This is a genomic window from Streptomyces sp. NPDC048514, assembly GCF_043199955.1.
GTDB lineage: Bacteria > Actinomycetota > Actinomycetes > Streptomycetales > Streptomycetaceae > Streptomyces.
Window position 1 is genome coordinate 122177 of the sequence record NZ_JBICWT010000009.1, and the last position, 12127, is coordinate 134303.

The window sequence follows — 12127 nt, forward strand, 5'->3', positions numbered from 1 at the left end:
ACGAAAGGGGGCGGTCCGTTTTGAAATCGGGATGAAATGGCGCCCCGCCCCCGCGGGTCAGGCCGTGCCGCCGGCGGCCGCGCGGATCCGGGCCGGCGCGTCCGGGTCCTGCCCGAAGGGGCTGAGCAGTGCCATGGACCGCGAACGGCTGCCCCGGGCAAGGTTGTTGGCCGCAAACCCGTGCAGCGTGCCGGACGGCCCCAGGTCGACGTACAGGAAGTCCCCGCGGGCCTGCATCGCCCCCATGGTGTCCCCGAACTCGATCGGCCGGCGGGCCACCCGCCAGAAGTGCCCGGCCGAGGGCCGTTCGACCAGCCGGCCGTCCACGCAACTCACCCAGGGAACACGGGGCGTGGTCAGCGCCACGCCCTCGAAGCAGTCGGCGAACCGCTCCCGTACGTCGTCCATGAGGTAGGAGTGGAAGCCGTGTTCCACCGGCACCCGCTGGTGCGGCACACCGGCCGCGCGCAGTTGCGCGGCGGCGCGGTCGAGCACGTCCGTCGTACCGGCGACGACGAGGTGCCCCGGGTAGTTCCGCGCCGCCACGTCGGTGCCGTGCAGGACGGGCACGTCGTCGAAGACCGTGGTGTCGGCGAGGACGGCGAGCATCCCGCCGGGCACCTCGTCGCGCAGCAGAGCGGCCTGACGCACCACCAGGCGCAGGCACTGAGCCGGCTCGACGGCGCCGGCCACCGCGGCGGCCGCGTACTCCCCCAGGCTGGCACCGAGCACATACCGAGGCCGGACCCCGGCGGCCTGCACCGCCTCCGCGAGCGCCAGTTGGAACATGACGATCGCGGGATGGGTGAAGCGGGTGTCGACGAACGGGTCCGACTTCCGCTTCGCCGGATCGAAGACCCGCTCCAGCACGGACTCGCCCGACTCCTCGGCGACCACGGCGTCATGGCGGATCAGCGCCGCGCGGAAGACCGCGTCCGCCTCGAACAGCTCGCGCCCCATCTGGTGGTACTGCGAGCCCTGCCCGGAGAACATGAAGACGGCGGGCAGCCTCTCCGGGCTGCCCACCGCGTCCGTCTCAGGCGACATGGACCCGTGACTCCAGCAGCCGCTCCGCCTGTTCGATCTCCAGGCTCCCGGCCATCACCTGGCGAAGCACCTCCTCCACCTGCGGTCCGCCCTGGTCCTGCGCCACCTGACCGGCCAGGTGGGCGGCGAACTCCCGGAGCGTCGGGTACTCGTAGATGACGGCCACCGGCAGATCGGTGCCGTACCGCTGGTTGACCGCGCGCATCCATTCCACGGCGATGACGGAGTCGAGACCGATGTCGATGAACTTGTCGTCGCTGCCCAGCTCCTCGACGGGGATGTAGAGCACGTCGGCGAGGCTGTCCGTCAGTTCGCCCACCAGCGCGGACACGTCCGCAGGGGCGCGCTCCGGGACAGGCTCCGCCGCAGGGATCCCGGGGAGCCACGCCGAGTGCCGGTCGCCCTCCGGGGCGGCGGACACCGCCTCAGCGGCCGCCAGCTCGGCCGCCAGCTCGCGGATCGTCGGGAACTCGTACACGTCGGCCGTCTCCAGAGAGGAGCCGAAGCGGCGGTTGACCGCGCGCACCCATTCGACGGCGACGACCGAGTCCAGGCCGATGTCGATGAACTTGCGGTCGACGCTCACCTCGCCCGGTTCCAGGTACAGCACCTCGCCGAGGCACTCGGCCAGTTGCCGCTCGAGCAGCGCGCGGTCCGCCGTACCCGGCGCGCGGTCCGCCGTACCCGGCGCGGGCGCCGCCGGCCGGCCGGAGGGAGCCGGAGACGAGGAGGGCGCCGGGAACGAGAATGCGGAGGGGGCCGGGGAGGGCGGTTGCGGCGCGGACCGCGGAGTGCCCGCGGAGGGTCCGGACAGCTCACGCAGCGCCATGCCCCGCGGCTTGGCCGCACCGGACCGCGGCATCGCCGGCCCCGGCCGGACGTACGAGGCGGTCGCGGTGAGCGTGATGCCGCCGGCCCCGGCCGGTGCCGGATCGACCGGTGCCGGGGCCGGTGAGGATCCCGGGACCGGGGACGACGGCGATGCCGGGGCCGCGGCCGCGGCCGATGCATGCGCCGATGCCGCGGCCGGTACCGGGCCCGTGGCCGTTGTCGCCGTTGTCGCCGTTGTCGCCGTTGTCGCCGTTGTCGCCGTTGTCGCCGTTGTCGCCGTTGTCGCCGTTGTCGCCGTTGTCGCCGTTGTCGCCGGGGGCGTTATCACGGCCGGTGCGTGGGCCGGGGCCGGTGTGGCGGCCGTGCCGCGGGCCGTCGCCTCGTGCACCGGGTCCGGCAGCCAGTACCGGCGCCGCTGGAAGGGGTAGGTCGGCAGATGGGCCCGGCGCGCCGGACCGTCCACCCGCAGCAGGTCCCACTCGATGGGGCAGCCGAGTGTCCACAGTTCGGCGACCTTGTCCAGTTTCCCCTTGGCAGCCCAGCCGCGCAGCATCGTCGCGGCGTCCTCGTCCCCGCCCAGCACCGCCAGGAGCCCGTCGTCCTCGACGGTGCCCTGCCGGCAGCGCGGGGCCCGGTCCTCCTCTCCGACGAACGCGCGCAGCTCGGCGGCGAGTTCGTCGAGGTCCGCCACGACGAAGGCCACCCGCTGCGGCATCTCCGTCCGGCCGGTCTGGAGGGTGTGGGCGATGTCCCGCAGCACCGGGTCGCCCCCGCGGCCGGGTTCGGTACCCGCCGCCTCGACCGCACCCAGCAGGTTCCGCGCCATCGTCCGCAGCTGCCCGGCCGTCCTGGCCGACATCGGTATCAGCTGACGGGTGCCGGTCGCGGCGCCCGCCTCGTGCTCCGCGGCGGCCCCGACCGGTACGTACTCCTCCAGCAGGACATGCGCGTTGCTGCCGCCGAAGCCGAACGAGCTCACCCCCGCACGGCGTGGGAGCACATGCCCGTCGGCGCCGTCGACGGCTTCCCAGGGCCGTGCCCGGTCCACCACGTAGAAGGGGCTGTCCTCCAGCTTGACCAGCGGATTGGGGTTCTCGAAGTGCAGCGTGGCCGGCAGTGTCCGATGTTTCAGCGCCGCCACGACCTTGAGCATCCCGGCCATGCCGGCCGCCGACTCCAGGTGGCCGATGTTCGACTTGACCGAGCCGAGCCCGCAGGTCTGCGGCAGCAGCCGCGTGCCCTGTCGCTCGGCCAGGCGTCCGAAGGCGGACTTGAGCCCGTGCACCTCGATGGGATCGCCGAGCGGCGTGCCGGGGCCGTGCGCCTCGATGTAGCCGACCGTCTCGGGCCCGACACCGGCCTGCGCGTAGACGCCGCTGACCAGGTCGGCGTGCGCCTTCGGGTTGGTGATGGTCAGTGAGTTCGTCCGTCCGCCGTGGTTCGTCCCGATGCCGCGGATCACCGCGTGCACGGCGTCGCCGTCGGCGATCGCGGCGGCCAGCGGCTTCAGCAGGACGACCGATCCGCCCTCGGCCCGTACGTATCCGTCCGCCCGGCTGTCGAAGGCCCGGCACAGGCCGTCGCCGGAGAGCATGCCGTTGCGGCCCAGCGCCGTGAACCGGCGGCCCGACCAGCACAGGTTCACTCCACCGGCCAGCGCGTACTCGCAGTCACCGTGTTCCAGCGCGCGGACCGCCTGATGCACGGCCACCAGTGAACCGGCGCACGCCGTGTCGATGGTCATGCTGGGCCCGAGCAGGTCGAACCAGTAGGAGATCCGGTTGGCGATGATCGCGGCCGAGGTTCCGGTCGGCAGGTATGCGTCGGGCGCACCGCCCCGAGCCTCGGCCAGCTCGGTGTAGTCGGAGTTGGCGACGCCCATGAAGACACCGGTCCGGGACCCCTTCAGGGCGTCCGCCCGGTACCCGGCGTCCTCGATGGCCTGCCAGGCGAGTTCCATGGCGAACCGCTGCTGCGGGTCCATGAACATCGCCTCGCGCGGCGAGATGTTGAAGAAGGTGGCGTCGAACGCGTCGGCGTCGGCCAGGAAGCCACCGCGTACGACGGGCTCGTCACCCGCTTCCGCCTCGGGGTCGCCGCGTCCCGCCTCTCGCCGGTCGGCCGGCAGATCGCCGATCACGCAGCGGCCCTCTTCCAGCAGCCGCCAGAACTCGTCCATCGACTCCGCGCCGGGGAACCGCAGGCTCGCACCGACTATGGCGATCCCTTCGGCCCGGGCGCTTCCGCTGTCCCCGGAGCCGTCATCCACACGTGTCATAACCACTGCCCCCGTTCTCTCAGACCGGCCTGACGCCGCCCTGCTTCTGGTGAACGAACTCGGTGATGCCCGAAAGGGACACCAGCACGTTCATGAACAGGTCCTCGTCGGTCATCTCGACCTTCAGGTCCTGCTGGAGGAACCGGAGGATGCTGAGGTAGTCCCGCGACTCGATGACTCCCGCCTTGAAGAGATCCGTGTCCTCGGTGATCTCCTCGTCGAAGTTCACCAGGAGGGTCTCCTCCATGAACTGCCTGATCTGCTGCCGCACTGCGTCCATCACCATGGTGTCCTTAGCTGTGAAACGTCGTTCTCGTGTGCGTGTACGGGGGCGGGCTACGCCTGGTCGGCCTTGCGCCCCCGAATGGTGCAGACCTTGCGGCGCCACAGCAGCCTGCCGTCCCGCTCGGTGAATTCGGTGGCGATGTCCGCGTCGGCGAGCCCGGCCGTCAGGAGCCGTTCGATCTCGGCCCGGCCGGCCGCCGTCTGGGCGACGTGGTCCACGTAGTCGTGGAAGTCGAGGAGCGACTCGGACTCGAAGAGAGCGGTCACCTTGACGCCGTTGTCCTTGAAAAGGTCGAAGAACTCGCGTTTGCCGTACGTGATGTGGTGGCTCCGGTCGATGAGCCGCTCCATCTCCTCGAAGTACCGGTCCTTCTTCCGGTCCCCGTACGCCATGACGTCCTGGAGGCACAGCAGTCCGCCCGGGCGGCAGCAGCGCACCATCTCCGCGAACACGTCCCGGTACCGGGCCATGTGGTGGAAGGCCGACCGGGAGACGACGACCGAGTACCGGTCGCTCTCCAGGCCGAGTTCCTCCACGTTGCGGCACTCGAAGGAGGCGTTGGACAGACCGCGTTCGGCCGCGTTCCGGCGGGCGACCGTGATCATCCCCTCCGATATGTCCACTCCCGTGACCGAGCGCACCAGCGGGGCGCCGTGCAGCGCCAGCGCACCGGTGCCGCACGCCACGTCCAGCAGGTCGTCGTGTGCGTCCAGCTCGCAGAACTCGGCGAGTCCGCGGAGCATTCGCTCGTCCCGGGTGACCGGCCAGACGTCGAAGTGCTCCGCACCTTCGTCGAACTGCTCGATGACGGCTCTGTTGGTGCTCACGGTTCTCACTCCCCGTTCCCGAATATGTGCGCGTAGGCGATCTTTCCGGTGGTCGTCCTGCTGATCCGCTCCACCTCGACCACGCGCACCTGCGTCGGGTCCACCCGGAAGGTGCGGCGCAGGTGCTGTTTCACCTGCCGGGCGAGCGTGGCGTCCTCGACGGCCACCGCCAGCCGGTCGTCGCTGCCGCCGCACGCGCAGGCGATACCGCTCCTGGTGAGTTGCAGTTCGAGTTCGTCGAGGTCGTAGCGGATGCCGGACAGCTTCACGAAGCGGCCGCGCCGCCCGGCGATGTAGAAGCAGCCGTCCTCGTCGACGTGGGCGAGGTCACCGGTGTCGAGCACGCCGCCGAGCCGGTCCCCGGCGGCCAGGTCGGACCGTCCGCGTGCATGGCCCTGCATCACGTTCGGGCCTTCGTAGTAGAGGTGTCCGGTCCGCCCCGGGGCGGCGATCCGCGCTCCGTGCTCGTCCTTGAGATAGAGCGTCCCGCCGGGGACGGCCCGGCCGATGCTGCCGCTCTTGGCCGGCAGCAGTCCGGGGTCCAGATAGGCGATGCGGGCGGTCGCCTCCGTCTGCCCGTACATGACGTAGAAGCGGGCCCCTCTGCGCTCCGCCTCGGCGGCGTAGTGTGCGACCCGTTCCGCGGGCAGCCGGCCGCCCGCCTGCGTGAAGTACCGCAGGCTCGGCAGTTCCATCGACGCGAAACGCAGCGTGTCCAGCATTTCGTAGGTGTACGGCACCCCCGAGAAGGAGGTCGCCTCCTGCTCGCGGAAGAAGTCCCAGAACTCGCCGCGTACCAGGGAGGCGTCCGTGAGCAGCAGGGTCGCCCCGGCGTGGAGATGGCTGGTGATCACCGACAGGCCGTACGAGTAGCTCATCGGCAGGCTGGTGACGGGCCGTTCGGTGGCGTCGAGACCGAGGTACTCGGCGATGGAGCGGGCGTTCGCCACGATGTTCCGCCGGGTCAGCCGTACGCCCTTGGGGGAGCCGGTCGATCCCGAGGTGAGCAGCACGACGCTCAGGTCCGGGTGGAGCGGCGCCCCCGGCGGGTAGGACGTCCGGGTCAGGGCGTGGTCGCCCATGGTGAACAGCGCGGGCCCGGGGGCCTGGTGCGGGCCCCACACGTACTCGGGCCGGTACGCGTCCATGAGCCGGGCGGCCAGTGTGTCGTCGAGGCCGTGGTCCACCGGGAGCACCACGTGGCCGCTCGCGATGCCGCCGAGGTATCCGACGAGCGACTCGATGCGGTTCCGGGTCCGCAGCAGGATCAGCGCCCGCTCTCCCCCGGGCAGCCGGTCACCGAACGCGCGTGCCATCTCGTGCAGTTCACGGTAGGAGAATCGCCGGCGGCCGTCGTCGACGACGGCCGTCCGGTCCCCGTGCCGGTGCAACTCCTCGAAAAAATCCATTTCTCCGTGTTCCCGAAGCGGATACCGCTCGCTGTCCACAGCGGCTATTCGACCGGCGCGCCGATGAGGTAGATGACCTCACCCTTGCCGACGCCTTCGTCGTGCACCGCGGTGCCGATCTTCCACTCGTAGTCCGTCGACTCTATTCTCTCGGTGATCTCGCGCAGCTGGTCCGGTGTGTAGACCCGGAGAATGGAGACGACGCCGTCCCAGATGGTGGCCAGTGGAATCACCGGCAGAAGGTAGGTGAAGAGAATCCGGGACATGCGGAACGGCCGCAGGAACGGCGTCACCAGCGCGAGACCGACGGGGACGGTGACGATGAGCTTGGCAATGGCCTTGGAGCCCTTGTTGCCGAGTTCGAAGACCCCGATCGGCACCTTCTTCTCCACCGCGTCGCGCAGGATCGCCTCGGCCATGTCCGGCTTGAAGTGGTGGAAGGCGGTGAAGATGGTCCGGAAGCCGTCGAGCTGTTCCGGCACGTCGGTGGCGTCGACCGGGCCGGTCTCGTACTCGATGCCCTCGCAGCTCTGCTTGATCTTCTCGAACGCCTCGAGATTCGGGTACTTGTCGGTGAGGGTGACCGTGACCTTCCGGTCGAGCAGCGCGGACAGGTCACGCTGCAGGTTGGCGATGCCACCGCCGCCGCCCGAGCACAGGTCCACGATCCGCACCGGGTCCTTCCCGTCCAGCGCCTCCGCGACCAGCGGCACGACGGGCGCGTACCTGTTGGTCTTGGAAAAGACGAACGAGAGGAAGTCGGTGGTGCCGCGCCGGAAGACGTCGGGAAACCACGTGAGGTCCTCGAACTCGAACAGATGCCGTCGCTTCATTGCTTCTCCTTGTGATGCCGTGCCTGGGGCGGGGTGGAGGAACACTCAGGTCTTCAGAGCGTGCGCGATGTGCCGGAGCAGCAGTCGCCGGTCCTGGTCCTCGCGCAGGAACAGGTGGTCGCCGGAGACCACGTGGAGTGCGAAGGTGCCGCTGGTCACCTTCTGCCACGCGGCCATGTCGGACTCGGTGACCTTGTCGTCCCGCAATCCGTGCACCGCGGTGACGGGCACGTCGAACCCGGGTTCGTCGGGCTCGCGGTAGTCGCGCACCAGCTTCAGTTCCGCGAGCCGGGTCGGCAGCAGGGCCCGGGCCAGTTCCTCGCTGACGTCGGCCTCGGAGGTGAGCACCCCGAGGATGGCCTCGCGTTCGGCGGGTGTGGCGGTGGACAGGGCCGCCGGGTCGGGAATCTCGTCGTACCCGATCGCGGCGAACTTCTCCCGGGTGAAGGCCACCAGCGGGTTCGGCTGCACGCTGGGCGCCGAGTACGCGCCCACGACGAGGTGGTCCGGCTTGACCTCGTGCGTCCGCCACAGCCGATGGGCCAGCCGGTATGCGAGGAGCGCCCCCATGCTGTGCCCGTAGAAGGCGTAGGGGCGATCGAGTTCGGGCAGGAGCGCCTCGCACAACGCGTCGACCGCCGTCTCGGCGTCCTCGAAGGCCGGTTCCTTGATCCGGTTCTCCTTGCCCGGCAGCTGGACGGGGCAGACCTCCACGTGGTCGGGGAGCGCCCGCTGCCAGTCGCGGTACACCGACGCCCCGCCACCGCTGCCGTACGGGAGGCAGAAGAGCCGTATCCGAGCCTGCGGGTTGGGCGCGCGATGCGCGATCCACCGCGCCGCCCCGGCGCCGCCGGGCGCCCCTGCCCCGGGCGGCTCGTGCGGGGTGCGTGGTGCACGGATCCCCGCGATGTTCACGCTGGGCCGTACGGCGGCGGCGAGTTCCCGCACCGAGGGCCCCTCGATCAGGGTCTCGATCGGCAGCCGTATCCGCAGGTCCTCCTCGATGAGGGCCTTGGCCTTGACCCCGACCAGGGAGTCCATGCCCAGGTCCGAGAGCCGTTCTGCGGGGTCCAGGTCCTCGTGCTCGATGCGCAGCAGCCCGGCGAACAGCCCCCGCAGATGTTCCTCCAGGAGCGCCGGGCGGCGTTCCTCGGCCGCGTCCGCCAGCTCCAGCAGAATCCGTGCGGGTCCGGCGTCCTGACCGGCGCCGCCGGCGCGCTCGGACATGTCCCGGAAGACCTGTTCGTGTTCGGCGCCGATGCCCTTCATCGTGACGCCGCGCGCGCTCGCCACGGGCCTGCCCCGCCCATCGACGAGTTCGAAGGAGCCGTGCAGCTCGCCGGAGTCCCCGTCGTACTCCGCCACCTCGACCCGGCACCACAGGTCACCGGTGTCCGCGGCGTCTTCGAACCGCATCTCGCGGCACTCGGTGACCATGAACTTGAGGTCGGCGGGGACGGACGGGGGCAGCGCCGCGTGGAAGAGCTGTGCGCACGCGTCGAAGACGCCGGGGTGGACGCCCACCAGGTAGGTGCCGCCGGTGTCCAGGCCCCTCGGTGGCACGAGCCGGGCCACCGCCTCGCCCTCGCGCGTCCACACCTCGGACAGCCACCGCACGTCCTCGCCCAGGGTCAGCCGGCGCCGGCTCGCGGCCCGGGCGTAGAAGTCGCCGCCGGACGACGGGCCGTGGAAGCCGTGGGCGCGCGGTCCGCCGTCCCACACGGGGTGCGGGTGCTCGTCGGCGGGCCGGTCCCGGGCGGGCACCAGCACACCCTCGGCGTGCCGCGTCCAGTCCGTTCGGTGTTCGCCCTGGCCGTGGACGCTGAATCCGTGTGTGCCGTCCGGGCGTCCCTCCACATCGACCACCAGGCGGTTGCCGCGGTCCTCATCCAGGACCAGGGCATGGGTGAAGCGTATGGACCGGACGGTGAAGGCCTCGCCGTCGCCGGTCAGCCGCTGGGCGCGGGCCAGCAGTTCCAGGTAGTAGCCGACGTGCAGCACCCCGTGGGTGGCGCGGACGTCGGGCACCGCGGTCATCGGCACCTCGAAGCCGACCTGGTCGGGGCCGAACGGCGTGTGTACGAGGCTTCCCTCCAGGCCGTCGCGGCGCGTGGCAGGGCGCTCCGGGGCCGTTCCCGGTCGCGCTTCCCGCGTCCAGAAGGGCTTGCGCTGGAAGGGGTACGTCGGCAGCAGGACCTTCCGGCGGCCGTAGTCGCGGTCGAAACCCGCCCAGTCGACGGGCACCCCGGCCTCGTACAGCGCGCCGAGCGTCGTGCCCAGCCCGTGCCACGCGCCCGCGCGGCTCGCCGAGTCGACGGCCGGCGTGTGCACGCCGGCCGCCGGCCGGCCCGGCGGATCGTCCGGCATGTCGAGCGGGGTCACCGCCACGCAGTGGTCGTGATCCGCCGCGAGCCGGTCCACGACGGGGCCGAACGGCTCGGGGTGGTCCGTGCCGGCACCCGCCCAGTAGGCGGTGGACAGCAGGGTCCGGCGGTCCACGGCGTCGCCCGTCGCACCCGAGAGCACCCGGGCCGTCGGCCGGCGCAACGGCACCCCGTCGCCGGGCGCGGGTGCCGTCCCCGGCAGCAGAAAGGCCAGTGCGGTGCCGAGGTCCATGACACCGGCCGCGCAGGCGGCGGCGAACTGCCCGCCGCCCCGGCCCAGGACGGCCTGCGGGCGCACACCCCAGGACGCCCACATCCGGTCCAGCGCGTACTCCAGGCAGAACGCCGCGACGATGTCGTGTCGTGGGCCGGGGCCGGGGCCGGCCGGGGTCCGCTCGGGGGCGGCGGCGAGGCCGGCCACCACCCCGGCTCCGCCACGGCCGCGTACGGCCTCGTCGCACTCCCGTAGCGCGTTCCGGAACGCGGGCTGGGTGGCGTACAGCTCCCGGGCGAGCCCTTCGTCGTAGCGCCCCGGGAAGACGAACGCCACTCGGGGGCCGGTGCCGGAGCGCGGGCCGGCCGTGGGCTGCGCGGCCCGTTCCCGCAGCCGCCGCCGCAGTTGGGCGACGTCCCCGGCGACCACGGCGAGGCGGTGGGCGAAGTGGCTGCGCCCGGCGTTCGCCGTGTGGCACACATCGCCCAGCGCGGGGGGTTCTCCGGTCGCCAGGAAGCGCAGGTACGCCTCGGCGAGGTCGCCCAGCGCGCCCTTGTTCCTGGCCGAGAGCGTCAGTACGTGCAGCGGGCGGTCGTCGTGCTCCGGCCGGGTCCGGGCGGGCCGGGGGGCCTCGGCGAGGACGGCGTGGGCGTTGGTGCCGCTGAACCCGTACGAGCTGATGGCGGCGGTCCGCACGCCCGTGTCCGCCTCCCATTCCTCGCACACCTGTGGGACGGTCGCGGGGATGTCGGCCAGCCGGATCTTCGGGTTCAGCGTGTTCAGGTGGAGGTTGGGCGGGATCCTGCCGTGCTGCAGACAGAGCACGAGCTTGATGAGGCCCGCGACACCGGCCGCCGCCTCCAGGTGGCCGATGTTGCTCTTCACCGAGCCGATGCGCAGCGGCGCGCGGCGGGCGGGGTCGCCCGCGAACACGTCCTTGATCGCCTGGACCTCGATGGGGTCGCCCAGCGCCGTGCCGGTGCCGTGGGCCTCGAAGTAGCCGATGTCGGTGGGGGCCACGCCGGCCTCGGACAGGGTGCGGCGGATCAGGTCGCGCTGTGCCGAGCCGTTGGGCACGGTCAGGCCGCTGCCGGGTCCGTCCTGGTTGACGCCGCTGGCCCTGATGACGGCGAGTACCGGGTCGCCGTCGCGCAGCGCGTCGGACAGCCGCTTCAGGACGACGACACCGCAGCCCTCGCCCCGGCCGTAACCGTCCCCGCTCGCGTCGAACGACTTGCACCGCCCGTCCCTGGACAGCGCCCCCAGGTCGCACAGCGAGGCGAAGCCGGTGGCCGACAGCAGCAGGTTGACCCCGCCGGCGAGCGCTGTGTCGGACTCTCCCCTGAGCAGGCTCTCGCGGGCGAGGTGAACGGAGACGAGCGAGGACGAACAGGCGGTGTCGACGGAGAGCGAGGGGCCCTGGGTGCCGAGGACGTAGGAGACGCGGCCGGACATGATGGCGGACATCGCGCCGGTCAGCGTGTACGGGTTGCCGAATCGCTCGGCCCGCGGCAGCCCGGCGTACTCGGAGCCGATCACCCCGACGAACACGCCTGTCCTGGTGCCCTTGAGGCTGTGGGCGGGGATGCCCGCCCGCTCGAGCGCCTCCCAGGTCACCTCGAGAAGGAGCCGCTGCTGGGGGTCCATCTCGGCCGCTTCGAGGGGCGAGATGCCGAAGAAGTGGGCATCGAAACCGCGGACGTCCTCCCGCAGGAATCCGCCCTGCCGGAGGTACACCTTGCCCGGCCTGCCGGGTTCGGGATCGTACAGCTCCTCGATGTCCCACCGGTCGGCGGGCACGTCGACGACGCCGTCGCCGCCGCCGCTGAGGAACTCCCAGAAGGCCTCCGGGGTATCGCTGCCGCCGGGGAACCGGCAGCCCATGCCGACGATGGCCACGGGTTCCCGCGTCCGGCCGCCCTGCCGGGCCTCCTGCCGCAGCCGCCTGATGGTGCGCAGCGACTCCGAGAGGAGCGTCTTGTAGTCGTCCGTCTTCACTTCCACGGTCATGCCGCCTC

The 12127-nt window shown here is 71.6% G+C and carries 7 protein-coding genes; all 7 read right to left on the reverse strand.

Features of this window, described 5'->3' with window-relative positions; genetic code table 11:
* Positions 1–57: 57 nt before the first annotated feature.
* The 7 genes from ACGFT2_RS20935 to ACGFT2_RS20965 are packed head-to-tail and all read right to left on the reverse strand — an operon-like array spanning position 58 to position 12119.
* Complete coding sequence (locus ACGFT2_RS20935) at positions 58–1047, reverse strand: acyltransferase domain-containing protein (protein WP_393280305.1); 990 nt, start codon at positions 1045–1047, stop codon at positions 58–60.
* Positions 1037–4156 (reverse strand): beta-ketoacyl synthase N-terminal-like domain-containing protein, encoded by a 3120-nt coding sequence (locus tag ACGFT2_RS20940; protein WP_393280307.1) that lies wholly within the window; start codon positions 4154–4156, stop codon positions 1037–1039. The genes ACGFT2_RS20935 and ACGFT2_RS20940 overlap by 11 nt, the downstream gene beginning before the upstream one ends.
* A gap of 19 nt (positions 4157–4175) precedes the next feature.
* Positions 4176–4436 carry a phosphopantetheine-binding protein gene (locus ACGFT2_RS20945; protein WP_393280310.1) on the reverse strand — a complete coding sequence of 87 codons (261 nt, stop codon included), beginning with the start codon at positions 4434–4436 and terminating at the stop codon, positions 4176–4178.
* A 56-nt stretch (positions 4437–4492) separates the two neighbouring features.
* The gene (locus ACGFT2_RS20950) at positions 4493–5269 is read right to left on the reverse strand and encodes a class I SAM-dependent methyltransferase (RefSeq protein WP_393280313.1); all 777 of its coding nucleotides are present in this window, start codon (positions 5267–5269) and stop codon (positions 4493–4495) included.
* A 5-nt stretch (positions 5270–5274) separates the two neighbouring features.
* The gene (locus ACGFT2_RS20955) at positions 5275–6678 is read right to left on the reverse strand and encodes an AMP-binding protein (RefSeq protein ID WP_393280316.1); all 1404 of its coding nucleotides are present in this window, start codon (positions 6676–6678) and stop codon (positions 5275–5277) included.
* A gap of 44 nt (positions 6679–6722) precedes the next feature.
* A complete protein-coding gene (locus ACGFT2_RS20960; protein ID WP_393280318.1) occupies positions 6723–7511 on the reverse strand; it encodes a hypothetical protein in 789 nt (262 codons plus the stop codon).
* A 45-nt stretch (positions 7512–7556) separates the two neighbouring features.
* The gene (locus ACGFT2_RS20965) at positions 7557–12119 is read right to left on the reverse strand and encodes a beta-ketoacyl synthase N-terminal-like domain-containing protein (RefSeq protein WP_393280320.1); all 4563 of its coding nucleotides are present in this window, start codon (positions 12117–12119) and stop codon (positions 7557–7559) included.
* Positions 12120–12127: the final 8 nt, after the last annotated feature.

What these genes read in the sequence shown, in the direction of transcription:
- ACGFT2_RS20960 (WP_393280318.1), bottom strand. Translation starts at nt 7,511, where the DNA reads ATGAAGCGACGGCATCTGTTCGAGTTCGAGGACCTCACGTGGTTTCCC.
- ACGFT2_RS20955 (WP_393280316.1), bottom strand. Translation starts at nt 6,678, where the DNA reads ATGGATTTTTTCGAGGAGTTGCACCGGCACGGGGACCGGACGGCCGTC.
- ACGFT2_RS20935 (WP_393280305.1), bottom strand. Translation starts at nt 1,047, where the DNA reads ATGTCGCCTGAGACGGACGCGGTGGGCAGCCCGGAGAGGCTGCCCGCC.
- ACGFT2_RS20940 (WP_393280307.1), bottom strand. Translation starts at nt 4,156, where the DNA reads ATGACACGTGTGGATGACGGCTCCGGGGACAGCGGAAGCGCCCGGGCC.
- ACGFT2_RS20965 (WP_393280320.1), bottom strand. Translation starts at nt 12,119, where the DNA reads ATGACCGTGGAAGTGAAGACGGACGACTACAAGACGCTCCTCTCGGAG.
- ACGFT2_RS20945 (WP_393280310.1), bottom strand. Translation starts at nt 4,436, where the DNA reads ATGGACGCAGTGCGGCAGCAGATCAGGCAGTTCATGGAGGAGACCCTC.